At 72.6% G+C, this 25,617-nt stretch carries 23 protein-coding genes; 13 read left to right on the top strand and 10 right to left on the bottom strand.

Features of this window, described 5'->3' with window-relative positions; genetic code table 11:
- Window position 1: 1 nt before the first annotated feature.
- On the top strand, window positions 2-1,396 hold the full coding sequence (locus tag LG395_RS00670) for an OFA family MFS transporter (RefSeq protein ID WP_225808038.1): 1,395 nt from the start codon (window positions 2-4) through the stop codon (window positions 1,394-1,396).
- A 453-nt stretch (window positions 1,397-1,849) separates the two neighbouring features.
- Here the strand turns inward: LG395_RS00670 and LG395_RS00675 are convergent, their stop codons facing one another.
- The 4 genes from LG395_RS00675 to LG395_RS00685 all read right to left on the bottom strand — a co-directional run bounded on the left by LG395_RS00675 (window position 1,850) and on the right by LG395_RS00685 (window position 5,223).
- Window positions 1,850-2,527, bottom strand: a complete 678-nt coding sequence (locus tag LG395_RS00675) for a GntR family transcriptional regulator (protein ID WP_171151032.1) — start codon at window positions 2,525-2,527, stop codon at window positions 1,850-1,852.
- 180 nt (window positions 2,528-2,707) lie between these two features.
- A complete protein-coding gene (locus LG395_RS00680; protein WP_171151034.1) occupies window positions 2,708-3,655 on the bottom strand; it encodes a beta-ketoacyl-ACP synthase III in 948 nt (315 codons plus the stop codon).
- A 136-nt stretch (window positions 3,656-3,791) separates the two neighbouring features.
- Window positions 3,792-3,920 (bottom strand): MFS transporter small subunit, encoded by a 129-nt coding sequence (locus LG395_RS41885; protein ID WP_268744341.1) that lies wholly within the window; start codon window positions 3,918-3,920, stop codon window positions 3,792-3,794.
- Window positions 3,895-5,223, bottom strand: a complete 1,329-nt coding sequence (locus LG395_RS00685) for an OFA family MFS transporter (RefSeq protein WP_225808039.1) — start codon at window positions 5,221-5,223, stop codon at window positions 3,895-3,897. Before LG395_RS00685 ends, LG395_RS41885 begins: the two co-directional genes overlap by 26 nt.
- 242 nt (window positions 5,224-5,465) lie before the next feature.
- On the opposite strand from LG395_RS00685, the gene LG395_RS00690 reads away from it, so the two are divergent.
- Genes LG395_RS00690 through fdhD form a run of 5 tightly spaced genes read left to right on the top strand, consistent with a single transcriptional unit; the run spans window position 5,466 to window position 11,895 of the window.
- A complete protein-coding gene (locus LG395_RS00690; protein WP_225808040.1) occupies window positions 5,466-6,437 on the top strand; it encodes a 2-dehydropantoate 2-reductase in 972 nt (323 codons plus the stop codon).
- Entirely contained in the window at window positions 6,434-8,353 is a 1,920-nt protein-coding gene (locus LG395_RS00695) for a molybdopterin oxidoreductase family protein (protein WP_225808041.1), read from the top strand. The genes LG395_RS00690 and LG395_RS00695 overlap by 4 nt, the downstream gene beginning before the upstream one ends.
- 5 nt (window positions 8,354-8,358) lie before the next feature.
- Window positions 8,359-10,182: an NADH-ubiquinone oxidoreductase-F iron-sulfur binding region domain-containing protein gene (locus tag LG395_RS00700; protein ID WP_225808442.1), complete on the top strand. Its 1,824-nt coding sequence runs from the start codon at window positions 8,359-8,361 to the stop codon at window positions 10,180-10,182.
- A complete protein-coding gene (locus LG395_RS00705; protein ID WP_171159543.1) occupies window positions 10,179-11,039 on the top strand; it encodes a 2Fe-2S iron-sulfur cluster-binding protein in 861 nt (286 codons plus the stop codon). The genes LG395_RS00700 and LG395_RS00705 overlap by 4 nt, the downstream gene beginning before the upstream one ends.
- A gap of 7 nt (window positions 11,040-11,046) precedes the next feature.
- Window positions 11,047-11,895: a formate dehydrogenase accessory sulfurtransferase FdhD gene (gene fdhD / locus LG395_RS00710; protein ID WP_171151041.1), complete on the top strand. Its 849-nt coding sequence runs from the start codon at window positions 11,047-11,049 to the stop codon at window positions 11,893-11,895.
- A gap of 176 nt (window positions 11,896-12,071) precedes the next feature.
- Here the strand turns inward: fdhD and LG395_RS00715 are convergent, their stop codons facing one another.
- Window positions 12,072-12,593, bottom strand: a complete 522-nt coding sequence (locus LG395_RS00715; protein WP_225808042.1) for an isochorismatase family protein — start codon at window positions 12,591-12,593, stop codon at window positions 12,072-12,074.
- A gap of 19 nt (window positions 12,594-12,612) precedes the next feature.
- On the bottom strand, window positions 12,613-13,050 hold the full coding sequence (locus tag LG395_RS00720; RefSeq protein ID WP_225808043.1) for a MarR family winged helix-turn-helix transcriptional regulator: 438 nt from the start codon (window positions 13,048-13,050) through the stop codon (window positions 12,613-12,615).
- 128 nt (window positions 13,051-13,178) lie between these two features.
- Here LG395_RS00720 and LG395_RS00725 point away from each other — a divergent pair, with 128 nt between their 5' ends.
- Together LG395_RS00725 and LG395_RS00730 are read left to right on the top strand one after the other, a co-directional pair.
- A complete protein-coding gene (locus LG395_RS00725) occupies window positions 13,179-14,123 on the top strand; it encodes a quinone oxidoreductase family protein (protein WP_225808044.1) in 945 nt (314 codons plus the stop codon).
- Between the two features lie 113 nt (window positions 14,124-14,236).
- A complete protein-coding gene (locus tag LG395_RS00730; protein WP_225808045.1) occupies window positions 14,237-16,102 on the top strand; it encodes an exo-alpha-sialidase in 1,866 nt (621 codons plus the stop codon).
- Here the strand turns inward: LG395_RS00730 and LG395_RS00735 are convergent.
- A complete protein-coding gene (locus LG395_RS00735; RefSeq protein WP_372463190.1) occupies window positions 16,052-17,092 on the bottom strand; it encodes a bile acid:sodium symporter family protein in 1,041 nt (346 codons plus the stop codon). The two genes, LG395_RS00730 and LG395_RS00735, sit on opposite strands and share 51 nt — an antisense overlap.
- A gap of 213 nt (window positions 17,093-17,305) precedes the next feature.
- On the opposite strand from LG395_RS00735, the gene LG395_RS00740 reads away from it, so the two are divergent.
- The 3 genes from LG395_RS00740 to LG395_RS00750 all read left to right on the top strand — a co-directional run bounded on the left by LG395_RS00740 (window position 17,306) and on the right by LG395_RS00750 (window position 21,376).
- The gene (locus LG395_RS00740; RefSeq protein WP_171151048.1) at window positions 17,306-18,175 is read left to right on the top strand and encodes a LysR substrate-binding domain-containing protein; all 870 of its coding nucleotides are present in this window, start codon (window positions 17,306-17,308) and stop codon (window positions 18,173-18,175) included.
- A 422-nt stretch (window positions 18,176-18,597) separates the two neighbouring features.
- The gene (locus LG395_RS00745; protein WP_171151050.1) at window positions 18,598-20,424 is read left to right on the top strand and encodes an AMP-dependent synthetase/ligase; all 1,827 of its coding nucleotides are present in this window, start codon (window positions 18,598-18,600) and stop codon (window positions 20,422-20,424) included.
- 115 nt (window positions 20,425-20,539) lie between these two features.
- A complete protein-coding gene (locus tag LG395_RS00750; RefSeq protein ID WP_171151052.1) occupies window positions 20,540-21,376 on the top strand; it encodes an aldo/keto reductase in 837 nt (278 codons plus the stop codon).
- Between the two features lie 121 nt (window positions 21,377-21,497).
- Here the strand turns inward: LG395_RS00750 and LG395_RS00755 are convergent, their stop codons facing one another.
- A complete protein-coding gene (locus tag LG395_RS00755; protein ID WP_225808046.1) occupies window positions 21,498-22,109 on the bottom strand; it encodes a hypothetical protein in 612 nt (203 codons plus the stop codon).
- A 207-nt stretch (window positions 22,110-22,316) separates the two neighbouring features.
- On the opposite strand from LG395_RS00755, the gene LG395_RS00760 reads away from it, so the two are divergent.
- Window positions 22,317-23,009, top strand: coding sequence for a glycoside hydrolase family 75 protein (locus LG395_RS00760; RefSeq protein WP_225808047.1), 693 nt, complete (start codon window positions 22,317-22,319; stop codon window positions 23,007-23,009).
- A 13-nt stretch (window positions 23,010-23,022) separates the two neighbouring features.
- Here LG395_RS00760 and LG395_RS00765 read toward each other — a convergent pair whose 3' ends face one another.
- Both LG395_RS00765 and LG395_RS00770 read right to left on the bottom strand, forming a co-directional pair.
- Window positions 23,023-23,724, bottom strand: coding sequence for an SDR family oxidoreductase (locus tag LG395_RS00765; protein WP_171151057.1), 702 nt, complete (start codon window positions 23,722-23,724; stop codon window positions 23,023-23,025).
- 96 nt (window positions 23,725-23,820) lie between these two features.
- Window positions 23,821-24,720: a class I SAM-dependent methyltransferase gene (locus LG395_RS00770; RefSeq protein WP_171151060.1), complete on the bottom strand. Its 900-nt coding sequence runs from the start codon at window positions 24,718-24,720 to the stop codon at window positions 23,821-23,823.
- Window positions 24,721-24,843: 123 nt separating this feature from the next.
- Here LG395_RS00770 and LG395_RS00775 point away from each other — a divergent pair, with 123 nt between their 5' ends.
- A complete protein-coding gene (locus tag LG395_RS00775) occupies window positions 24,844-25,614 on the top strand; it encodes a phytanoyl-CoA dioxygenase family protein (protein WP_171151062.1) in 771 nt (256 codons plus the stop codon).
- Window positions 25,615-25,617 lie beyond the last annotated feature (3 nt).

The following is a 25,617-nucleotide window of genomic DNA, read 5'->3' on the forward strand; positions in this document are numbered from 1 at the left end:
CATGACGGCAGATCCACTCTCGGCCGACCTGCACGCCGCACCACGTCCCTATCGCGAGGTGACCGACTCGCACGGCCGCGTCTACCGCGTGGGCGAGACCGACCGGGACATCCTCGGCCACTCCCGCAAGCTCATGGTCTACCTGCCGTGGATCGCCATGATGGCGATCAGCGTCTTCGAGTACGCGTACGGCTCCGCGGAGGACACCCTCTCGCACGCGCACGGCTGGACCCAGTCCAACACCTTCTGGATCCTCAGCGTCTGGGTGTTCTTCCAGGCCGGCATCGCCTTCCCGGCGGGCTGGCTGCGCGAGAAGGGCATCCTGACCGCCCGCCGTGCGATGTACACGGGGTCCGGACTGTGCCTGGCCGGGTTCCTGGCCCTGTCGCACCTGGACGACGTGTGGCTGGCGATCCTCGGCTTCGGCGTGGTCGGCGGCATCGGCGCCGGACTGGTGTACGCGACGTGCATCAACATGGTCGGCAAATGGTTCCCCGAACGGCGCGGCGCCCGCACGGGCTTCGTCAACGGCGGCTTCGCGTACGGCTCGCTGCCGTTCATCTTCATCTTCAACTACGCCTTCGACACGGGAAACTACCACCGGGTCCTGGACCTCATCGGCGTCTACGTGATGATCGTCGTGTTCGCCTCGGCGTTCTTCTTCAAGGACCCGCCGAAGAACTGGTGGCCGGCGGACATCGACCCGCTCACCTTCGCCGGCGACAGCAAGAACGCCCGGTCGCTGGCGAAGAACCCGCCCGCGGTACGGCAGTTCACGCCCAAGGAGGCCGTCCGCACCGGGATGCTGCCCCTGATGTGGATCTCCATCGTGATGACCGCCGGCGTGTCGATCTTCGGGATCTCCTTCCAGGTCGACTTCGCCAAGGACGTGGGTTTCGGCCCGCTGGTGGCGGCGTCCTCGATGGGTGTGATGGCGGTCATCAACGGCATCGGCCGCGGTGTGGTGGGCTGGCTGTCGGACCGCTGGGGGCGCAAGACGACCCTCGTCTTCGTCATCGTCGTCCTCGGACTCGCCCAGTTCGGAGTCATCTGGGCCGGTGACGTCCGCAGCGAGTGGCTGTTCCTGTTCTTCGCCTTCCTCTCCGGCTTCGGCGGCGGGGCCTTCTACCCGATGTTCGCCGCGCTGACCCCGGACTACTTCGGCGAGAACTACAACGCCACCAACTACGGCCTGGTGTACAGCGGCAAGCTGGTCAGCGGCCTGTTCGGCGGCGGCCTCGGCTCGATGGTGGTCGGCGCCTGGGGCTACGACGGCGCCTACGCGCTGGCCGGGGGCGTGTCGATGGTGGCGGCGGCCCTCGCGCTCCTGCTGCGCCAGCCGGGCCGCACCGGCGGCGAGCCGGTTCCGGCCGCGAAGCCGCGCCCGGCCGCCTGACCGCGCGGCTCCCCTCCTGTACGGCGCCACCGGTGTTCCCCCTCCCCGGCCCGCTCGTCGGCCGCCGGAGGGGGGACCTGCGCGTGCGGCTGCCCGCCGGGCCGGCGGGCCCTGTGCAGCCGCCCGTCACCCAGGGCGTCCCGCCCGCGGCACGCGCGGCCGACTTCCGGCGAGGACGCCACCCAGCGCACACGCTGCCCGCGCCGCAAGCGCGGCCACCCGGCGCGAGGACGCCACCCAGCTCGCGAGCCGCGTCCGCCAAGGTCCGCCGCGGAGACGCCCGGTCAGGTCCCCGTCGCGCTCGTGGTACAAGCGCGCCCACACCCCACGGCGAGGACGCCACCCAGCCCACGCCCCGCCCCGCACCACCCCGGCCGCCCTCGGCGAAGACGTCGCCCAACCGGCGTTCCGCTTCCGCCACCGCCGCGGGCGGACCGCCGCGAAGACGCCCGGTCAGGTCGCGTTGCGCTCGTGGTACGAACGCCGGGTGTGCTCGGTGTGCTCGCGCATCAGCCGGGTGGCACGCTGCTCGTCACGGGCGGCGATCGCGGTGATCAGTTCGCGGTGCTCGCGCCACGACTGCCGGCCGCGCTGCCGGGCCACCGGCGTGTAGTACCAGCGGACCCGCCGGTCCACCTGGGCGGCGAGCCCGGCGAGGACGGTGTTGCCCGCCAGTTCCATCACCTTGGCGTGGAAGGCCGCGTTGAGGGCGACCGCGCGGTCCACGTCCTCGGCCGCCACCGCCGTCTCGCCCTCGGCGCACAGCTCCTCCAGTACGGTGATGCCGGCGCTGTCCGCGTGCGCGGCGGCCAGCCGGGCAGCCTCCGCCTCCAGCAGGGTGCGGACCGTGAGGAGCTGGTCGGCCTCCTCCTCGGTGGGCTCGTGCACGAACGCGCCCTGGGCGGGCCGCAGATCGACCCACCCCTCGGTGTTCAGCCGCTGCAGGGCCTCGCGCACGGGCTGCCGCGAGACGCCGAGGTGTCCGGCGAGTTCGCTCTCCACGAGGTGCTGGCCGGGCTGGAGGGCGCGGGTGGTGATGAGTTCCAGCAGCGCCTCGTAGACGCGCTCGCGCAGCGGGCCGGGCCGTTCCAGCTTGGGCACCGCCCCCTGCGGCAGTCCGGTCGACAACATCGCGGTCCCCTCCTGGGCAGGTCTGACGCGTGGGCCCTGAACGCTCGCTTCGGCTCAGTATCGATTGTCTTTCGTCTACAGTCTACGGTGCACAGTATTCGGCACCGGGCGTACGGAAGCACGGAACGATCCGGCCCGGTGCCGCGTCCGAGCCCTCCGCGGCTCGGGTTGGCAGCGCCGTCAGGGGCACCGCACGACCTGGCCGGCGTACGACAGGTTGCCGCCGAAGCCGAACAGCAGCACAGGATCTCCCGTGCTGAGCGCTCCCCGTTCGGCCAGCTTGGAGAAGGCGAGCGGGATGCTGGCGGCCGAGGTGTTGCCGGACTCGGTGACGTCGCGGGCGACCACCGCGTTGACCGCGCCGAGCTTCTCGGCCAGGGGCTCGATGATGCGCAGGTTGGCCTGGTGCAGCACGACCCCGGCGAGCTCCTCGGGGGCCACCCCGGCCTTCTCGCAGGCCTGGCGGGCGATGGCCGGCAACTGCGTGGTGGCCCAGCGGTAGACGCTCTGCCCCTCCTGCGCGAAGCGGGGCGGCGTGCCCTCGATCCGCACGGCGTGCCCCATCTCGGGCACCGACCCCCACAGCACCGGCCCGATCCCGGGCTCGCGGTCCGGCCCGCACGCCTCCACCACGGCCGCCCCGGCGCCGTCGCCGACGAGGACGCAGGTGCTGCGGTCGGTCCAGTCGGTGACGTCGGACATCTTGTCGGCGCCGATGACGAGCGCCCGGGTCGCGGCGCCCGCCCGGACGGTGTGGTCGGCGGTGGCGAGGGCGTGGGTGAAGCCGGCGCAGACGACGTTGACGTCCATCGCGGCCGGCCGCGGGATGCCGAGGCGGGCGGCCACCCGGGCGGCGGTGTTCGGGGAGCGGTCGATCGCGGTGGACGTGGCCACCAGCACCAGGTCGATGTCGGCGGGCGCGAGTCCGGCCGCGGCGAGGGCCTTGGCGGCGGCGTGCGCGGCCAGTTCGTCGACCGGTTCGTCGGGACCGGCGATGTGCCGGGTCCGGATGCCGACCCGGCTGCGGATCCACGCGTCACTGGTGTCGACCATGCCCGCCAGGTCGTCGTTGGTGAGCACCTTGGCGGGCTGGTAGTGACCGATGGCGGCGATGCGCGAGCCGTTCATGCCGGGTATCCCCTCGTGCCGTGGGTAGCGGGATCCACAGTCTGATCAGTGACTCGCGAGTACGACGGCAGGTGAAGCCACAGGAATCGGGCGCCCGGGTTGTCGGCTTCGCCCAGGCACCCGGACGCCCGGCGTCTCACCCGGTGAACAGCTGTGTCGCCTTGCGCACCAGCTCGTACAGGCCGTAGGCGAGGGGTGTGCCCACCCACAGCCAGGCGAGGGCGATCAGGCCCCCGCGGCTAGGCGGGCTGCTGTCGCTGGGCATCTGCGGCCTCCCTCGGGGCGGGGACGTGGTGGCGGGGGTGCACGGGGCGGACGAGTTCGCCGGCGACGAAGCCGACGACGAGCAGGCCGATCATGATGCCGAACGACAGTCCGTACAGCGACGGCCCGTGCTTGCCGGCCGCCTCCTGCCGGTCGGCGATCCAGTTGACGATCAGCGGCCCGAGCACGCCGGCCGTGGACCAGGCGGTGAGCAGCCTGCCGTGGATGGCACCGACCTGGTAGGTGCCGAAGAGGTCCTTCAGGTAGGCGGGGATCGTCGCGAAGCCGCCGCCGTAGAAGGAGAGGATCACCAGCGCGCACAGCACGAACAGCGGTTTCGAGGTGTCCCCGAACAACGCGATCAGCAGGTACATCAGCGCGCCGACGCCGAGGTAGACACGGTAGATGTTCTTGCGGCCGACCCTGTCGGAGGTGGAGGACCAGCCGATGCGGCCGGCCATGTTGGCGGCCGACAGCAGCGCGACGAAGCCGGCCGCGGCCGAGGCGGACACGGGGGTGGAGCTGTCCGCGAAGAAGTCCGTGATCATCGGCGCGGCCTTCTCCAGGATGCCGATGCCGGCGGTCACGTTCATGCACAGCACGACCCACAGGCACCAGAACTGCGGGGTGCGCACGGCCTCACGGGCGGAGACCTGCACGCCGTCGACGGCGCTCGGCCCGCTCTCGACGGGCTTCTCGGTGCGCGGCACCCGGACCAGCAGGACGCCGAGGCTCATGAAGGCGGCGTACGACAGCCCGTGCACCAGGAAGGCGAGGGCGATGCCGTCGTTGTCGGAGCCGAAGGAGTCGAGCATCTGGGCCGACCAGGGCGAGGCGATCAGGGCGCCGCCGCCGAAGCCCATGATGGCGATGCCGGTGGCCATGCCCGGCCGGTCCGGGAACCACTTGATCAGGGTGGAGACGGGTGAGATGTAGCCGATGCCGAGGCCGATCCCGCCGACGAAGCCGTAGCCGAGGACGATCAGCCAGTACTGCTCCGTCCGGGCGCCGAGGGCGGAGATCAGGAAGCCGGCGGAGAAGCAGACGAGGGCCACGGTCATCGCCCAGCGCGGTCCGTTGCGCTCGACGAGGGTGCCGCCGAACGCGGCCGACAGGCCGAGCATCACGATCGCCACCTGGAAGGGCAGCGCGCTCTGGGTGCCGTCGAGACCGAGCGCGGATTCGAGCGGCGGTTTGAAGACGCTCCAGGCGTAGGCCTGGCCGATGGAGAGGTGGACGGAGAGGGCGGCGGGCGGGACGAGCCAGCGGCTCCAGCCCGGGGGTGCGACAGGGGGGCTGCTCATGACGCCGGACGGTAGGGCGGGGCACGGGAGTTGAGAAGGCGGCCGTCGACCGTATGCGGTGAACGGTATGCAGGCTGCGCTCAACGGTCGGCCCGCAGTCCTCCGCAACGGCCGCCGCGGGAACCCTTGCTGACGCCGACTCCATACTGTAGACAATATTTCGTCGACAGGATTCAGTGCGTGTGCCCGCCGGCTCCCGTCGTCACCTCCGCGGTATCCCTCGAACCGAACGGAGCGTCCCTGTGAAAGTCGCAGTCCTCGGCGCCGGTGCCATCGGCGCCTACGTCGGCGCCGCGCTCCACCGTGCCGGAGCCGACGTGCACCTCATCGCCCGTGGACCGCACCTCGCGGCCATGAGGCGGCACGGCGTCCAGGTGATCAGCCCGCGCGGCGACTTCGCCGCCCGCCCCCACGCCACCGACGACCCGGCCGAGGTCGGCCCCGTCGACCACGTCTTCCTGGGCCTGAAGGCCACCGCCTACGCGGCGTGCGGGCCGCTGATCGCACCGCTGCTGCACGAGCGCACCACGGTGGTGGCCGCGCAGAACGGCATCCCCTGGTGGTACTTCCACCGGCACGGCGGCCCCTACGACGGCCGCCGCCTGGAGAGCGTCGACCCGGACGGCGCCGTCAGCGCCGTCCTCGCCCCCGAACGGGCCGTCGGCTGTGTCGTCTACGCGGCGACGGAACTCGAGGCCCCCGGCGTGGTGCGGCACGTGGAGGGCACCCGGTTCTCCCTCGGCGAGCCCGACCGCGGTGTCTCGGCGCGCTGCCTGGAGCTGAGCGAGGCGATGCGGGCCGGCGGGCTGAAGTGCCCCGTGGAGCCGGACCTGCGCAACGACATCTGGCTGAAGCTGCTCGGGAACATCTCCTTCAACCCCATCAGCGCCCTGGCCCGGGCCACCATGCGGCAGATGTGCCGGCACGGCGGCACCCGCCGGGTCATCGAGACGATGATGCGCGAGACGCTCTGCGTCGCCGAGGCCCTCGGCTGCGAGGTCGGCGTCTCCATCGAACGCCGGCTCGCCGGTGCGGAACGCGTCGGCGACCACCGCACCTCCACCCTCCAGGACCTGGAGCGCGGCAAGCCGCTGGAACTGGACGCGCTGCTCGCCGCCGTGGTCGAACTCGCGGAGATCACCGGCGTGGAGGTGCCCACCCTGCGCACCGTGCACGCCATCTCGGACCTGCTCGCCCTGAGGAGCGCCGCATGAGGAACCGGCAACCGAAGACCTACACCCGGCTGACGCGCCCCCTGGTGCGCGACGGCCGTGACGAACCGTTCAGGGAGGCGACCTGGCAGGAGGCGCTGGACCGCGCCGCCCGGGGCCTGGAGCGCAACCGGGGCGCGTTCGGGATGTTCTCCTGCGCCCGCGCCACCAACGAGATGAACTACGTGGCGCAGAAGTTCGCGCGGGTGGTGATGGGCACCCACAACGTCGACTCCTGCAACCGGACGTGTCACGCGCCCAGCGTCGCGGGGCTGTCGGCCGCGTTCGGCTCCGGCGGCGGCACGTCGTCGTACGAGGAGATCGAGCACACCGACGTCATCGTGATGTGGGGCTCCAACGCCCGCTTCGCGCACCCCATCTTCTTCCAGCACGTCCTCAAGGGCATCCGGAACGGCGCCCGGATGTACGCCGTCGACCCGCGCCGGACCTCCACCGCCGAGTGGGCGGAGAGCTGGCTCGGGCTGAACGTCGGCACCGACATCCCGATGGCGCACGCGATCGGCCGGGAGATCATCCACGCCGGGCTGGTGAACGAGGCGTTCGTCGCGCGGGCGACCACCGGCTTCGAGGAGTACCGCGAGCTGGTGGAGCCCTGGACCCCGTCCCTGGCCGAGAAGGTGACCGGCGTACCGGCCGGCGCCATCCGGGAGCTGGCCCACGCCTACGCCCGCGCCGAGCGGGCCCAGCTGTGCTGGACCCTCGGCATCACCGAGCACCACAACGGCACCGACAACGTCCGCGCGCTGATCAACCTCTCCCTGCTCACCGGCCACGTCGGCCGCTACGGCTCCGGGCTCCAGCCGCTGCGCGGGCAGAACAACGTGCAGGGCGGCGGCGACATGGGCGCCATCCCCAACCGGCTGCCCGGCTTCCAGGACATCCTCGACCCGGACGTCCGGCTGAGGTTCGAGTCGGCCTGGGACACCGTCATCCCGCCGCACTACGGGCTGAACCTGACGGAGATGTTCGAGGCGATGGAGGACGGCAGGCTGCGCGCCGTGTACTGCGTCGGGGAGAACCCGGCCCAGTCGGAGGCCGACGGCGAACAGGCCGTACGCCGCCTGAGGGCCCTGGACTTCCTCGTCGTGCAGGACATCTTCCTGACGAAGACCGCCGAACTGGCGGACGTGGTCCTGCCCGCGACCGCCGGCTGGGCGGAGACCGAGGGCACCACCACCAACAGCGAGCGGCGCGTGCAGCGGGTGCGGCGGGCCGTCACCCCGCCCGGTGAGGCCCGCGAGGACATCGACATCATCTGCGAACTGGCCGCCCGGCTGGGCCACGACTGGAAGTACGACGGCGCGGAGGCCGTGTGGAACGAGCTGCGGTCGGTGTCCCCGGACCACTACGGGATGACGTACCGCCGGCTGGAGGAGCACCAGGGCATCCAGTGGCCCTGCCCGAGCACCGAGGAACTCGAACCGCCCTTCCTGCACGGGCGGTTGTGGGAGCCGGACCCCGGACGGCGGGGCAGGCCGGCGCCGTTCGGGCTGGTGCGGCACGATCCGCCGGTGGACCTCACCGACGAGGAGTACCCGCTCCGGCTCACGACCGGCCGCCGGCTGGACTCCTACAACACCGGAGTGCAGAGCGGCGGTTTCGCGTCCCCGCTGCGGCGCGGCGAGTACGTCGAGCTGTGCCCGGAGGACGCCGAGCGGTACGGGGTCGTCGTCGGCGAGGAGGTGCGCGTGTCCTCACGGCGGGGCTCGGTCGTGGCCCCCGTGTGGATCGACACGGCCCTGCGTCCCGGCCTCGCCTTCATGACCATGCACTTTCCCGACGAGGTCGACACCAACCGGCTGACCATCGAGGCCAACTGCCCGATCGCGGGGACGGCGGAGTTCAAGGCGTCGGCGATCCGGATCGAGAAGCTGCCCGCAGTGACCTATGTGAGGTGACCTTCGTGGACCTGCACTTCGGCGACGGCAAACCGACGGACGAGGAACGCGCGGCCGTGGACGCGCTGCTGGGCCCCCCGGAATCCGCCTGGGAGGGCGCCGACCGCACCGACGCCGACCTGCGGTGGGCGCGCGGCGGACGGGCGGCCCGCGACCGGCGCGATCTGCTGCTGCCGGGGCTGCACGCCCTCAACGACCGCGTCGGCTGGATCAGCCAGGGCGGCCTCGGCTACCTGTGCCGCAGGCTGACCGTGCCGCCGGCCGAGGCGTACGGGGTGGCCACCTTCTACGCCCTGTTCTCCGTCCGGCCGCGCCCCGCGACGGTCCTGCACGTCTGCACCGACCTGGCCTGCGTGACCGCCGGCGCCGAGGAGGTGTGCGCCGGGATCGAGGCGAGGCTCGGCCCCGGCAGTGGGGTGGGCGTCGAGCGCGGCCCCTGCCTGGGCCTGTGCGAACGCGCCCCGGCCGCGCTCGCGGTCCGGGCGGGCGACCCGGTGCGCACGGCGGTGTCGGCGCCCGCGTCCGTGGCGGAGGCCGTCGACACGTCGGGCGCGCCGGACGCGGCGCCCGAGGAGCCGCCGGCCGTGGCGGCGGTGCCGCAGGCGGGAGACCCCTCGCTGACGCTGCTGCGCCGGATCGGTGTGGTGGACCCGTCCTCGCTGGACGACTACCGGGCGCACGGCGGCTACACGGCGCTGCGCCGCGCCTTCGCGCTCGGCCCGGCCGGGGTGATCCGGGAGGTGACGGACGCGGGCCTGGTCGGGCGCGGCGGCGCTGCCTTCCCCACCGGCCGCAAGTGGCAGGCCACGGCGTCCCAGCCGGACCACCCGCACTACCTGGTGTGCAACGCCGACGAGTCCGAGCCCGGCACCTTCAAGGACCGGGTGCTGATGGAGGGCGATCCGTTCGCGCTCGTCGAGGCGATCACCATCGCCTCCTACGCGGTCTGCGCGCACCGGGCCTTCGTCTACATCCGCGGTGAGTACCCCCGCGCGGTCCGCCGGGTCCAGCACGCGATCGACCAGGCCCGGGCCCGCGGGCTGCTCGGCGACGACATCCTCGGCCAGGGCTACCACCTGGACATCGAGATCCGGCGCGGTGCCGGCGCCTACATCTGCGGCGAGGAGACCGCCCTGTTCAACTCCATCGAGGGCTACCGCGGCGAGCCCCGCAGCAAACCGCCCTTCCCCGTGGAGAAGGGCCTGTTCGGCAAGCCGACCGCCGAGAACAACGTGGAGACGCTGGTCAACGTCCTGCCGGTCCTGGCCATGGGCGCCCCGGCGTACGCGGCGATCGGCACGGCGCGGTCCACCGGACCGAAGCTGTTCTGCGTCTCCGGCAGCGTCGACCGGCCCGGGGTGTACGAGCTGCCGTTCGGTGCCACGCTCGGCGAGCTGCTGGACCTGGCCGGGGTGCGCGCGGGGCTGCGGGCGGTACTGCTCGGCGGGGCGGCCGGCGGGTTCGTGCGGCCCGACGAGCTGGACCTCCCGCTCACCTTCGAGGGCACCCGGGAGGCGGGCACCACGCTGGGCTCCGGGGTGGTGATGGCCTTCGACGACACCGTGCCGCTGCCCAGGCTGCTGCTGCGCATCGCCGAGTTCTTCCGGGAGGAGTCCTGCGGGCAGTGCGTGCCCTGCCGGGTCGGCACCGTGCGCCAGGAGGAGGCGCTGCGCCGGATCGCGGACCGCACCGGCGCCGGCGCCGCGGACGACATCGCCCTGCTGCGGGAGGTCGGCCAGGCGATGCGGGACGCCTCGATCTGCGGCCTGGGACAGACCGCGTGGAACGCCGTGGAATCCGCCATCGACCGTCTGGGGGCATGGACATGACCGCGATACCGCTCGGGGTGCCGCGCCGGCTGGTCGAGTTCACGCTCGACGGGCGGGAGGCCCGGGTCCCCGAGGGCGCCACCGTCCTCGACGCCTGCCGGGCCGCGGGCAAGGACGTCCCGACGCTGTGCCAGGGCGACACCCTGCGCCCCAAGAACGCCTGCCGGGTGTGCGTCGTGGAGGTCGAGGGGTCGCGGACGCTGGTGCCGGCCTGCTCGCGCCGGGCCGAGCCCGGCATGGAGGTGCGCACGGACACCGAGCGCGTCCGGCACAGCCGCAAGATCGTCCTGGAGCTGCTGGCCTCCTCGGCCGACCTGTCGACGACACCCCGGGCCGCCGAGTGGATCAAGGAGTACGAGGCGAAGCCGGACCGTTTCGGCCCCGGCGCGGCCCGCCTGAACGACGAACCGAGGATCGACAACGAGCTGTACGTACGCGACTACGCCAAGTGCATCCTGTGCTACAAGTGCGTCGACGCCTGCGGCGACCAGTGGCAGAACTCCTTCGCCATCTCGGTCGCCGGGCGCGGTTTCGACGCGCGGATCGCCGTGGAGCACGACGCGCCGCTGACCGACTCGGCCTGCGTGTTCTGCGGCAACTGCGTCGAGGTGTGCCCGACCGGGGCGCTGTCCGCCAAACGCGAGTTCGACCTGCGGGCGGCCGGCGACTGGGACGAGTCACGGCAGACGGAGACGACCACCGTCTGCGCGTACTGCGGGGTCGGCTGCACACTCACCCTCCATGTGCAGGACAATGAGATCGTGAAGGTCACCTCGCCGCACGACAACCCGGTGACCCACGGCAACCTCTGCATCAAGGGCCGTTTCGGCTACCAGCACGTACAGAACCGGGGCTGATCAGACCATGGGACGAGTCACGGAACGACGCAAGGTCCTCCGCATCCGCGACGGGGCGGTCTCCACCCGGCCGGACACGCTCGTCGCCGAGGAACCCCTGGAGATACGGCTGAACGGCAAGCCGCTCGCGATCACCATGCGCACCCCCGGCGACGACTTCCCGCTGGCGGCCGGCTTCCTGGTGAGCGAAGGGGTCCTCGCCACGGCGTCCGACCTGCAGAACATCGTCTACTGCGCCGGTGCGACGGCGGACGGTTCGAACACCTACAACGTGGTCGACGTGAAGACCGCGCCGGGCGTCACGCTCCCGGACTTCACGCTGGAGCGGAACGTCTACACCTCCTCCTCGTGCGGGCTGTGCGGCAAGGCCAGCCTGGACGCCGTCCGTACGACCGCGCGCTGGCCCATCGCCGACACTCCCCCGCTGCGGATCACGCCCGAGCTGCTGGCGAGCCTGCCCGACCGGCTGCGGGCGGCCCAGCGGGTGTTCGACCGGACCGGGGGCCTGCACGCGGCGGCCCTGTTCGGCGAGGACGGGGAGCTGCTGGACACCCGGGAGGACGTGGGCCGGCACAACGCGGTCGACAAGCTGGTCGGCCGGGCCCTGCAGAACGACGCCCTGCCGCTGTCCCGGACGATCCTCATGGTCTCCGGCCGGGCCTCCTTCGAACTGGCGCAGAAGGCCGTGATGGCGGGCATCCCGGTGCTCGCGGCCGTGTCGGCGCCGTCGTCGCTGGCGGTCGACCTGGCAGCGGAGACGGGGCTGACCCTGGTGGGCTTCCTCCGGGGCAGCTCGATGAACGTGTACGCGGGCCAGGACCGGATCGCCCTGCGGGAGGCGGCCGCCCAGGGCTGACCGGCCCCCCGCGGCACGGCGGCGGGGCCCCGCCCGGCGGGGAGCGCCCCCTGCGCCCGCGGGGCTCCGTCACTACTTGCTTCGTTCGCCTCCGGGGGCGCCTCAGCGGCTCTCTTCGCGGCCGACGCCTGGGGACAGTGGACGTTGGTGGGCCCTTGCCGTTCGTCCGGGGCTGTTCAGCCGAAGGTGATGTCCGTCGACCTCGTCACCGTGCCCAGTCTCGGGAAGTCGAGGCGTACCGATGCCTCGTGTTCGGCCGCGGTCAACGCCGCCATGGTGTCCTCGGCGAAGACCAGGTCGTAGCCGAGGTCGGCGGCGGCGCGGGCGGTGGACTCGACACCCAGGTTGGTGGCGATGCCGCCGAGCACCAGGGTGGTCACGCCGCGTTCGCGCAGCCGCTCGTCCAGGCCGGTGCCCTGGAAGGCGCCGAGGGTCCGCTTGACGACCTCCAGGTCGCCGTCCCGGCGCAGGCCGGGCACCAGCCCGCTGCCGGGCGGCTGTTCGGCGACCGCGGGACGCTCGACCCGCACGAGGACGACGAGGGCGCCGGCGCGACGGAAGGTGGTCGCCAACTCCTTCGCGGCGGCGAGCGCTTCGGTGCCTTCGCGGGGTTCCAGGGGCAGCGCGACGATGCGGTCCATCAGGTCGACGAGAAGGAGGGCGGTGCGCTGCGGTTCCAGCACGGGAGCTGCGGTCATGACGGAACGTTAGCCGTCGTCAGCCGTCCGTGCCGGAAATCCGGATCAACAGGCCCATGAACTGATCCCGTTCGGCGGCCGACAGCGGGGCGAGCAGTTCGTCGTTGGCCTCGCGGGCGGCCTTCTCGCAGCGCACGAGGAGGCGGGCGCCCTCCTCGGTGAGGGACACGGCGTTCTTGCGCCGGTCGCGGGGGTCGGGGGCGCGCTCGACCAGACCGGCGGACTGCAGGTCGTTCAGGATGCCGACCACGTCCTTCGGGTCGAGGCGCACGCCGCGGCCGAGGTCCGCCTGGGCGACCGGGGCGAGGTCGCGGACGGCGGAGAGCACGACGTGGTGCCACATCTTCAGCCCTTCCGACGCGAGCGCCTCGGCGACCAGGGCGCGGCCGCGCGCCGCGGCCCGGCCGAGGAGCCAGCTGGGCAGGGAGCGGATCGCGGGCAGGGGTGCTTCGGCCATGGCGGCAGCCTAACCGAAGAATCATTGGACTTCCCCATGAATTGTCCTCTACCGTTGGACCTCCCAACGATTTCATGGGTGTCCCCAACGATCGCCGGCGCCGGCTACGCCCGGCCTGGGAGGTTGCGATGCGTCGCGTCCGGTACGAGTCCACCGGCGGTCCCCTGTTCGTCGAGGAGGCGCCCGTCCCCGCGCCCGGCCCCGGAGAGCTGCTCGTGCGCTGCGCGGCCGTCGGCGTCACGCTGCCGATGGTCCGCAAGGTCACCGAGGCCGCGGAGCCCGTGCCGCTGGGCGGTGAGATCGCGGGCGAGGTGGTGGCGGCCGGCGAGGGCGTGACCCGCTTCCACCCCGGCGACCGCGTGACCGGACTGTGCTTCGGGCACGGGTACGCCGAGTACGCCCTGCTGCACGAGGCCATGACCTCACCGGTGCCGGACGGCGCCGACGCCGTGACCGCGGTGGCGCTGGTGCGCAGCGGCCTGGTGGCACGAGGGGCGCTGGAGGCGGCCCGCCTCGCACCGGGAGAGTCGGCCCTCGTCACGGCCGCGGCGAGCGGCGTGGGGCATCTCGCGGTGCAGCTGGCGCGGGCGCTGGGCGCGGGGCGGGTGGTGGGGGCCGTGTCCGGGCCGGGGAACACGGAGGGCGTGGCCGGCCGGACCAAGGCGGACTTCGTGCGCTCGCTCGGCGCGGACGGCTGTGTGCGGTACGGCGACGCCGGTTGGGGCGATCCCGTCGACTGCGTCCTGGACGCCGTCGGCGGCGACCTGCTCACCCCGGCCCTCGCCGCGCTCGCCCCGCACGGCCGCCTGGTCGCCTACAGCTCCGGTGGCGGCACCGTGCGGGCGTACGACCTGCTGGTGGGGGCCAAGTCGGTGATCGGCTTCCAGATGGCGCTGATCGCCCGCGGCCGGCCGGAGCTGTACGAGCGGTGGCGGCGGGAGCTGTGGCGGCTGTTCGCGGAGGGCGCCCTGAAGCCCGCCGTGCACGGGGAGTTCGCCCTGGAGGACGCGGCGGCGGCGCACCGGGTGGTCACGGGCCGGGCCAACCTCGGCAAGGTGGTCCTGCGCCCCTGACCGCCGCACGCTTCTTGTGACCCGCGCCACTGCCCACTACCGTTCAGGGGACACTCGTTGGACATGGGATGTCCGGATGTCCGTATGTCCGGCGGAGGAAGGGCAGGTCGTCCGTGCTGTCAGGTCTTCGCGCCCGTCTCGGAGCCGCACTCGTCACCGCCGCCGGCCTGGTCCTGCCGTTCCTCCCCGCCCATCCGGCGCACGCCCAGCCGGCGGCCGGCTCCCCGGTGTTCGAGCAGCAGGTGCTGTTCAAGGCCGCCCAGGACCCCGGGTACGCGTGCTTCCGCATCCCGGCGGTCGTCAGGACGGCCGGCGGCACCCTGCTGGCGTTCGCCGAGGGCCGGGTCCTCAACTGCGGGGACGCGGCCGACATCGACATCGTGCTCAAGCGCTCCACCGACGGCGGGCGCACCTGGGGTCCGTTGCAGGTGGTCAACGAGGGCGACGGCGACACCCACGGCAACCCGGCGCCCGTCGTGGACCGCGCCACCGGGCGGGTCTGGCTGGCGGAGACGTACAACACCGGCCGTACGGACAGCGCCAGTTGCACGGTCCCCTGCGACCGCACCCCGCACCTGCAGTACAGCGACGACGACGGCCGTACCTGGTCACCGCCGCGCGACCTGAGCCCCGAGATCCTCCCCGCCGACTGGAACTCCTGGTACGCCACCGGCCCGGTGCACGGCATCCAGCTCACCCGCGGCCGGTACGCCGGGCGCCTCCTGTTCGGGGTGAACACCGAGACCTGGGACGGCAGCCGGATCACCGCCAACCACGCGGCCCTGATCGTCAGCGACGACCACGGCGGCCACTGGCGGACCGGCGCCACCGACACCTGGCCCGTCGCCTCCGACGGCACCTTCCGGCAGAAGCCCTCCGAGCTCACGCTCGCCGAGCGCGGCGACGGCTCGGTCCTGGTCAGCGGCCGGGAGCAGGACGGCACCGATCTCGGCCACCGCACCCAGGCCGTCAGCCGCGACGGCGGGAGCAGCTTCACCGCCCCCTTCCGCGACCTGCCGGACCTGTACGCCCCGCAGGTGCAGGGATCGCTGCTGCGGCTGGGCGACCGCCTCCTGCTCGCCTGCCCCGGCGATCCCGACCGGCGGCGCACGATGATGATCCGCTCCTCCTACGACGGCGGCCGGACCTGGGACGGCGTCGACCGCGGCACGGTGGTCACCACGGACTGGTCCGGCTACTCCGACCTGGTGCGCGCCGGCTCCGGCACGGTCGGCCTGCTGTACGAGGGCGGCGCGGTGGACGCCCGCGACGAGATCCGCTTCGCCCGCTTCACCGAGGACTGGCTGACCCCGCGCCGCGGCCCCGACCCGGTCACCGCCGACCTCGCCCCGCACGCCCGGCCGGCGGCGGTGCTCGGCGGGCCGCGGGAGACGGACGGGGCGTTCGGGGGCGCGCTGGAGTTCGACGGCACCGACGACGCCGTACGACTGCCGTACCGCGCCGGGCTGCCGCTGGGCACGAAGGACTTCACGGTGTCGCTGTGGTTCCGGTACGCGGCGACGGCCGGGGAGCAGCCGCTGCTGTGGATGGGCGGGATCGGCACCAGCCAGCCGCAGGTGTGGCTGCGCGGGGAGCCGGCGGACCACCGGGTGCGGGGGCTGATCACCGTGCGGAACGGGGCCGCCCCGCCGCAGACCGCGGCCGTGCGCACCGACACCGCGTACAACGACGGCCGGTGGCACCACGCGGTGCTCCGCCGCGGCGGAGGCCTGCTGTCGCTCTCCGTCGACGGTGCGCTGTCGTCCGCCGCCGACGTGCCGGGCTCGGTCAGCCGCAACTCGCCCTTCGGCGTGCACCTCGGTCAGCGCATGGACAGCCGGGCCTTCCTCACCGGCGCGCTGGACGAGGTACGCGTCTGGGACCGGGCACTCACCGACGCCGAACTCGCCGACCCGAAGGTGCAGCGCTCACCGCAGGACACCGTCCTGTGGCTGCCCCTGGACCACGTGCGCGGCTGACGCCCCGGCCGCGTCCACGGCCTCCGGGTCACGGGCACGCCGCTTGGCGATGACCGCGCACACCATCAGCTGCATCTGGTGGAACAGCATCAGCGGCAGCACGGCCAGCGAGGCGTGGGCGCCGAACAGGACGCTCGCCATCGGCAGCCCGGAGGCGAGGGACTTCTTCGACCCGGCGAACTGGATGGCGATCCGGTCCCCCCGGCCGAAGCCGAGCGCCTTGGCGCCGTACCAGGTCAGTGCCAGCATCACCGCCAGCAGGACGGCCTCGACGCCGAGCAGCCCGGCCAGCCGCGCGGGGCCGGCCTGGTGCCAGATGCCCTGGTTCACGCCCTCGCTGAACGCGGTGTAGACGACCAGCAGGATCGAGCCGCGGTCGACCAGCCCGAGGACCTTCTTGTGCCGGGTGACGAACCCGCCGATCCAGCGCCGCAGCAGTTGCCCGGCGAGGAACGGCACCAGCAACTGGAGCACGATCTTCACCACCGAGTCGGCGGAGAACCCGACCGCCTCACCGCCGAGCAGCCCCGCCGCGAGCAGCGGTGTGAGGACGATGCCGGCGAGGGAGGAGAAGGAGCCGGCGCAGATCGCGGCGGGCACGTTGCCCCGGGCGATCGAGGTGAACGCGATGGACGACTGGATGGTGGACGGCACCAGCGTCAGGAACAGCAGGCCCTGGTAGAGGGGCTGGGTCAGCAGGACCGGCACCAGCCCGCGCGCGGCCAGCCCGAACACCGGGAACACGACGAAGGTGCAGGTCAGCACGGTGACGTGCAGACGCCAGTGCTTGAGCCCGTCCAGCGCCTCGCGGGTGGACAGCCGGGCACCGTAGAGGAAGAAGAGGAACCCGATCGCGGCCGTGGAGGCACCCGAGGTCACGTCGGCCGCGGTGCCCCGGGCCGGCAGGAGCGCGGCGAGACCGACCGTGCCGAGCAGCAGCACGATGTACGGGTCGATCGGCATCCAGGTCGGCCGGCGCAGGCGTTTCACGGTGCTCCGATTGCAGTGGGTGACGTGCGGTCGCGGGCCCGCAGGGCCCCCCTCGATTGTCCTCCTGCGCCCGTTGATCGGGAATCCCGGATACCGCTCTGACTGTCATCACGTCCGGCGATGACCGCGCCGAGACCCTTCGTCCGGACCGGGCCGGATCCGGGACCCCGCGAGCCCGGCCCTATCCCGACGAAAGACCCTAGGCTCGGCGTCGTGTACGAACCGACCCACCTGCGCACCTTCCTGGCGGTCGCCCAGACGCTGAGCTTCACGCAGGCCGCCCGGCGGCTGGGGCTGCGCCAGTCCACGGTCAGCCAGCACGTGCGGCGGCTGGAGGACGCGGCCGGCCGGCAGCTGTTCTCCCGGGACACCCACTCGGTGGAGCTGACCGAGGACGGCGAGGCGATGCTGGGGTTCGCCCGCCGCATCCTGGAGGTGCACGAGCAGGCGACGGCGTTCTTCACGGGCACGCGCGTGCGTGGCCGGCTGCGCTTCGGCGCCTCGGAGGACTTCGTCCTGACCCGGCTGCCGGAGATCCTGGAGGCGTTCCGCCACGACCATCCGGAGGTCGACCTGGAGCTCACGGTCGAGCTGTCCGGCACCCTGCACGAGCGGCTGGCCGCCGGGAAGCTCGACCTGGTGCTCGCCAAGCGCCTCCCCCAGGATCCGCGCGGCGAGCTGGTCTGGCGGGACGACCTCGTGTGGATCGGCGCCGAGCGGCTGCGGCTGGAACCCGACCGGCCCGTTCCGCTGATCGTGTACCCGCCACCGGGCATCACCCGCGCCCGCGCGCTGGAGGTGCTGGAGCGGCAGGGCCGTGACTGGCGGATCGTGTGCACGAGCGGCAGTCTCAGCGGGCTGATCGCGGCGGCCCGCGCCGGTCTCGGCGTGATGGCCCACTCCCGGCGGCTGATCCCGCCGGGGCTGTTCCGGCTGCCCGACCGGGCCGGCCTGCCCGACCTGGGCAAGGTCGACTTCGTCCTCGTCCACGGTCACCGCCGGGGCCCGGCCGGGGCCGCCGCGCACGCCCTGGCGGCGGCGGTCCTGGCGGGCGGCGAGCGACTGCGCCGCAGGAGCGACTGACCCACGGCCCGGCCCCGGCCGGTGCGCCGGTCACGCGGCGCGGCGTCGGCCCGGCGCGCTCACGGCGGACGCGGTGCGCGGCCGGTGTCACGCCGGGGACACCGGCCGGGCCCGCGCGGACGCGGGAGTCCACGTCACGGCGGCCCTCGGCCGAGGCGTGGCCCCCCGCGTCCACACGCGCGCGGGGCCGTAACCGGCGCGTACAGATTCGGTGGAGATTACGGCACCGAAACTTACTGACTGGTCAGTAGTTGTGTCCGGCCCTTCCCCATGTGCGGGCATTTCGAGGCCGCCTTCCAGGCGGAACGTGAGGTTTGCTCGGTTTCCGCACCCCTCCCGCACGCCGACCGGGTGGGGTAGCTTTCACGGCGCTGTGCGGTGCGTGGACCAACGTCACTGAGGCGCGAACACGGGGAGCGAGGTTGCGCGAGTTCACCAACCCTCCGTTGGCGTCGCCGTCGCCGGTGGGCGGTCTGGCAGACGTCGTCTTCGACCATGCCCGGACGGACCCGCTGCACATCGCACTCGGCCGCAAGGACGCCTCGGGGCAGTGGCGGGACGTCACCGCCGCCGAGTTCCGCGACGAGGTCATGGCCCTCGCCAAGGGCCTGCTGGCCTCCGGCATCCGCTTCGGCGACCGGGTCGCGATCATGTCCCGCACCCGCTACGAGTGGACCCTGTTCGACTTCGCCCTGTGGACCATCGGCGCCCAGGTGGTGCCCGTCTACCCCACGTCCTCGGCCGAGCAGTGCTTCTGGATGCTGTACGACGCCGAGGTGGCCGCGGCGATCGTCGAGCACGAGGACCACGCGATGACCATCGCCACCGTCATCGACCGGCTGCCGCGGCTGCGCCGGCTGTGGCAGCTGGACGCGGGCTGTGTGCAGGAGCTGTACGACGCGGGGGCGCACCTGGACGACGACGTGGTGCACCGGCACCGGGAGGCGGTGACCCCGGAGTCGGTGGCCACCGTCATCTACACCTCCGGCACCACCGGCCGCCCCAAGGGCTGCGTGATCTCCCACGGCAACTTCATGTTCGAGGCGGACACGGTGATCCAGCGCTGGGAGCCGGTGTTCCACTCGAAGAAGGGCGACGAGGCGTCGACGCTGCTGTTCCTGCCGCTGGCGCACGTCTTCGGCCGGATGGTGGAGGTCGCCGCGATCCGCGGCCGGGTCCGCTTCGGGCACCAGCCGCAGCTGCACGCCGCCGCCCTCCTGCCCGACCTGGCCGCCTTCCAGCCGACGTTCGTCCTCGCGGTGCCGTACATCTTCGAGAAGGTGTTCAACGCGGCCCGCCGCAAGGCCGAGAAGGAGGGCAAGGCGGGGCCGTTCGAGAAGGCCGTCGACATCGCTGTCAGGTACGCGGAGGCGGTCGAGGCGAAGGCATGGGGCACCGGGCCCGGCCCGTCGGCGGGACTGCGGATGCAGCACCAGCTCTTCGACAAGCTGGTGTACGCCAAGGTCCGGGCCGCGATGGGCGGCCGGATCCGGAACGCGATGTCGGGCGGATCGGCGATGGACCGCCGGCTGGGCCTGTTCTTCGCGGGCGCGGGCGTGCAGATCTACGAGGGGTACGGCCTGACCGAGTCGACGGCCGCGGCGACCGCCAACCCGCCCGAGCGCACCCGCTACGGCACCGTGGGCCAGGCCATCCCGGGCATGACCGTGCACATCGCCGACGACGGGGAGATCTGGCTGCGCGGCGCGAACGTCTTCCAGGGGTACCTGAACAACCCCAAGGCCACCGACCAGACCCTGCACGACGGCTGGCTCGCCACCGGCGACCTCGGCTCCCTGGACGAGGACGGTTATCTGACCATCACCGGCCGCAAGAAGGAGATCCTGGTGACCTCCGGCGGCAAGAGCGTCTCCCCGGGCGTGCTGGAGGAGCGGGTGCGCGAACACCCGCTGGTCAACCAGTGCATCGTCGTCGGCAACGACCGCCCGTACATCGCGGCCCTGGTCACCCTCGACCAGGAGGCGGTCGAGCACTGGCTCCAGATGCGCGGCAAGCCGAGGATGACCCCGGCCGAGCTGGTGCACGACCCGGACCTGGAGACGGAGGTGCGGCGGGCGGTGGTCGCCGCCAACACCCTCGTCTCCCAGGCCGAGTCGATCCGCACCTTCCGCATCCTGGCCCAGCCGTTCACCGAGGAGCACGGCCTGCTGACCCCGTCGCTGAAACTGAAGCGGAAGGCCATCGAGAAGGCGTACGCGAACGAGGTCGAGGCCCTCTACCGGAGCTGAGCGGGTCGGTGCCCCGGTCGGTCGCGGCGGATTCCGCGGTCAGGAATGCGAAGCGGCCCGTGATCGTTGACCATGGAGGTACCACCTTGTCGACAACCGAAGGATCAAGAGGCTCGTGAGCAGCAAGGTCCCCCCGATCATCCTCAACAACGGCGTCGAGATGCCCCAGCTGGGCTTCGGCGTCTGGCAGGTGCCGGACGACGAGGCCGAGCGGGCCGTCGCCACGGCGCTGGAGGCCGGGTACCGCAGCATCGACACCGCTGCGATCTACGGCAACGAAGAGGGCACCGGCAAGGCCATCGCCGCCTCCGGCCTGCCCCGCGAGGACGTCTTCGTCACCACCAAGCTCTGGAACGGCGACCACGGTTACGACTCCACCCTGCGCGCGTTCGACACGTCGCTGGAGAAGCTCGGGCTCGACTACGTCGACCTCTACCTGATCCACTGGCCGCTGCCGTCCCGGGGTACGTACATCGACACCTACAAGGCGTTCGAGAAGCTGCACGCCGACGGCCGCGTCCGCGCCATCGGCGTCTCCAACTTCCTTCCCGAGCACCTGCGGCGGCTCGTCGAGGAGACCTCGGTCATCCCCGCCGTGAACCAGATCGAGCTGCACCCGCACCTCCAGCAGCGCGAGGCGCGCGAGTTCCACGCGGAGCAGGGCATCGCCACCGAGGCCTGGTCGCCGCTCGGCCAGGGCAAGGGCCTGCTGGAGGTCCCGGCGATCGTCGCCATCGCGCAGAAGCACGACCGCACCCCGGCCCAGGTCGTGCTGCGCTGGCACATCCAGCTCGGCAACATCGTGATCCCGAAGTCCGTGACGCCGTCCCGGATCAAGGAGAACATCGAGGTGTTCGACTTCAGCCTGGACGACGAGGACCTCGCCGCGATCAGCGCGCTCAACGAGGACCGGCGCCTGGGTCCCGACCCGGCCACCTTCGACGTGGGCTGATCGACGTGGGCTGACTCCCGGGTCCGAACGGACGTCCCGCACCACCGGCACGGCCGTGCGCCCCGCACCGCGGCGGGGCGCACGGCCGTGGACCGCCCGGCGCCCGGCGACGACCCGCCGCTCAGCCGAAGCGCACGTCCGCGTGCACGACCTCGAACTCCTCCAGGCCGACCACGACCGCGTGCGCCTTGGCCGCCGCCGCGTGCCGCAGGCCCGCGACGGCCGCGCGCGAGGCGGCCAGGCAGGCGCGGTCGACGAACAGGGAACCGGTCATGCCCCGTCCCCGTTCCCGGTCGATCAGCAGGGCCGTCTCGGCGAGTCCGGGCAGTGACTCGGACCTCGGCACCACCGTGGCCCGGAAGGTGTCGACGACCAGATCGGCGTCCCGCGGGTCGAACTCCATGCTGGTGACGCGCAGTCCGCCGCCGTGCCGCGGGTGCCTGATCTCGTGGAGCACGGCGGCCTCGTAGTTGGCGACCGCCATCGTGCCGGCGAAGGGCTCCAGCAGCCCCTTGCGCCGCTCGCGCATGACCTCGTCGCTGTTCCGCCGCGCCTCCTCGGTCTCCCACCAGCTCATCGTGAGGAGCTTGCCGAGCTCCCTGTCCGCGAACACGCCCGCGCCCCGGTACCCGGGGCGCTCCTCCAGCAGGTCCCGCCCCTCGCTGTTCACCGACCGGATGGCCGCGTCCAGCAGTGCCGGATCACCGGTCGCGTACACCGCACGGACGAACATGAGCCTCACCTCCGGGGGAAGGGGACCTCCGACAGCGCCGGACAGAGCAGGACATATCCGTCTCGTCCAGTCTCGCCTTCGAGGGAACTGACCGCAATACGCACAGGATTCGGCCGTTCGCAACACCAGGGTTGACGGGAGCATGGCGAACAGGTCACCGTGTACGGCACCCGGTAAGGAAACTTTCCTAACAGAAGGGTCCCCCACATGCGTTCCCGTACCCTCGGCCTCGCCGTGGCCTCCGGCACCGCCCTGCTCGCCGCCGGCCTCCTGCCCGCGCACGCCTCCGCCGCCTCCCCCAAGTCCGCGCAGGAGGGCACGGTCAGCGCCGCCGACCTGCTCGCCAAGGTGACGTCCTGTTCGCAGATCTCCAACGGCAAGTACCGGACGGACGAGGAGACCTCGGCCACGGTCCCGGTGTGCGGCAAGAACGGCGCGGTGTTCTGGAAGGCCGACATGGACATCGACTGCGACGGCCAGCGCACCACCAACTGCAACGAGGACCGCGACCCCTGGTACCAGGACGACACCGCCTTCCACCAGTCCGACGGCAAGCCGCTGAAGGCGGAGACGCTGCCGTACGTCGTCGTGCCCAGCACCAGCAGCATCTGGAACTACTCGAACGCCGGCATCAAGGGCGGCGGTGTGGTCGCCGTCATCTACAACAACAAGGTCGAGTACGCCGTCGTCGGCGACACCGGTCCCACGCAGATCATCGGCGAGGCGTCGTACGCCACCGCCAAGGCGCTCGGCATCGACCCGGACCCGGCCACCGGCGGCGCCGAATCGGGCGTGACCTACATCCTGTTCAAGAACTCCAAGGTCTCGCCCATCGAGAGCCACAGCGCGGCGGTCTCCCTCGGCGACCAGCTGGCCAAGCAGTTCATCGCCGGCAACTGAGCCGGCACGTCCGTCAGTTGGGCTGGCCCAGCGGACGGATGACGACGGTGTTGACGTCGACCCCGGCCGGCTGCCGGATCGCCCACACCACCGAGTCGGCGATCTGGCCGGCGGTCAGGAGGTGCCCCGGGGGCAGGCTGCCGTAGCCGTCCCAGAAGGGGGTCTCCACCCGGCCGGGGGCGACCAGCGTGACACCGATCCCGAACTCCGTGACCTGGCGCCGGGTGTTCTCGGCGAGACCGGTCACCGCCCACTTGGTGGCGCCGTAGAGGTTGCCCGGGGTGTTCACGAACCCGGCGACGCTGCCGACGAGGACGATCCGGCCGCGGCTCTCCTTCAGCGCGTCGACGGAGGCGCGGACGAGGAGCGCGGGACCGAGGACGTTGGTGAGGACCATCTCGGTCCAGCCGGCCGGGTCGCCCTCCGCCACGGAGTCGTGGGTGGCGACGCCGGCGTTGGCGACGACGGTGTCCAGCCGCCCGAACGCCTTGACCGTGCGGTCGACCGCGTGCCGCACGTCGTCGTACGCCGACGCGTCACCGGCGACCGTCAGCAGTCCTTCGGGATCGCCCAGGCTCCCGGCGAATTCCCGCAGCCGCCGCTCTGTGCGCCCGGTGACGGTGACCCGGTGTCCGGCGTCCAGCAACTGCCGCGCCACGGCGGCGCCGATACCACTGCCGCCGCCCGTGATGAGCGCGACCGGAGCGTCGTTCATGAGGTCCCCCTGCGTCGTGTGTGTGTCCCGCGGTGTCGAAGACGCCCGGAGTCCATCACTTGGAGACCACTCGAAGTCAAGCCCCCCCGCAAGGACCTATCCGCGGCGGACCGCCGTGTGCACGGTGTGCGCGGCCAGGACGAACACGTCCGGCCGTACGTGCACGCTCGCCGGGTCGGACGGGTCGAGCAGCCGGTCCAGGGTGGCGCGGTCCTCGGCGTCCAGCGCGTCGCCGACGCCCTCGCGCAGCCGGGACAGGTGCGCGACGACGTAGGCGCGGCCCCGGTCGGTGACGGGGGCCGGCAGGTCGAGCAGGAAGGTGCGGCTCCGGGGGTGCTCGAGGCCGGCGGCGGTCAGCAGGCCGGGCCAGTCCTCGGTCTCGGCGACGGAGCCCGGCAGGCCGGCGCGCATCCGGCCGAACCACTCCTCCTCCAGGGCGTCCAGCCGTGCCTGCAGTCCGGGGCGGCCGATGCCGATGTCCCGGGGCAGGAAGCGGGAGGGCAGACCGCCCTCCTGCAGGGCCAGGGTGCCGCCGGGGGCGAGCCGCTCGGCGAACGTGGCGAGCGCCGCCCGCTGGTCACCGAGGTGGTGCAGACTGCGGCTGGCCCACAGCAGGTCGGCCGGGTACTCCAGCTTGTCGAGCACATCGGGGAGCTCGCCGGCGAGGGTGTCGAAACGGTCGGCGACGCCCTGCCGGACGGCCCGGGCGCGGGCACGCTCCAGCAGGGGCGCGGTGGCGTCGACGGCGACGACCCGGGCACCGGGGAACGCCTCGGCGAACAGGCAGGAGAGCACTCCGGGCCCGCTGCCCGCGTCCACGATCAGCCCCGGCCCGGTCACCTCCCGCGCGAGCCACGCCATGGCCCGCTCGTACACCGGGGCGAACAGCTCCGCCTGCGCCTCCAGCAGGGGACCCATCTCGTTCCAGTCGATGTCCGTGCCGTGGTGCCCGTGGCCGTGCCGGTGCCCGGTGTCGTGGTGGTGGTCGTGCGCCATGGTGGTCAGCCTCTCTTCCGGATGCGGTCAGGGTGCGACGGCACGCGGGACGGAGGCCAGCGGTGTTGCCGGTGCGGCAAAAACCGGGTGCGTCCCGGCAAGGTCACCGGCGACCATGGCCCCATGGACGACAACCTCATAGCGCGCTTCGTCGAGGACGGGTTCGTGAAGATCGAAGGAGCCGTCGCGCCCCGGGTCGCCGCGGACTGCGCGCGGTTGCTGTGGCGGGAGACGGGCTACGACCCGGAGGACCGCGCCACCTGGAAGGAACCGGTGGTGTGGGTGGGCGGCATGGCCCAGGGTCCGTTCGCGGCGGCGGCCAATTCCCCGGTGCTGCACGACGCGTTCGACGCGCTGGTGGGCGCCGGGCGCTGGGAGCCGCGCTACTCGCTGGGCACCTTCCCGCTGCGCTTCCCGCACCCCGCGGAACCGGACGACGCCGGATGGCACATCGAGGGCAGCTACCTCCCCGAGGGCCGGGAGCACTACCACACGAACCTGCGCTCCCGGGACCGCGCGCTGCTGATGCTGTTCCTGTTCAGCGAGGTCACGCTGGACGACGCCCCGACCCGGATCCGGGTGGGGTCGCATCTGGACGTGCCCGCGGTGCTGCGGCCTTACGGCGAGGCGGGGGCGTCCTTCCTCGAGCTGGGCCCCCGGGTGGCGGCGGCCTCGGCCCACCGCCCCCTCGCCCACGCCACGGGCCGCCCCGGTGACGTCTACCTCTGTCACCCGTTCCTGGTGCACGCGGCCCAGCCGCACCACGGCACCCGGCCCCGCTTCCTGGCGCAGCCGCCGCTGCTGCCGGCCGCGCCCTGCGAGCTGGAGCGGCCGGACGGGGCGTACTCACCGGTGGAGCGCGCGATCCGCCGGGGCCTGGCCGGTGCGGTCTGAACC

It is taken from the genome of Streptomyces spinosus (assembly GCF_020400655.1).
In the GTDB taxonomy this organism is placed as follows: Bacteria; Actinomycetota; Actinomycetes; order Streptomycetales; family Streptomycetaceae; genus Streptomyces; species Streptomyces argyrophylli.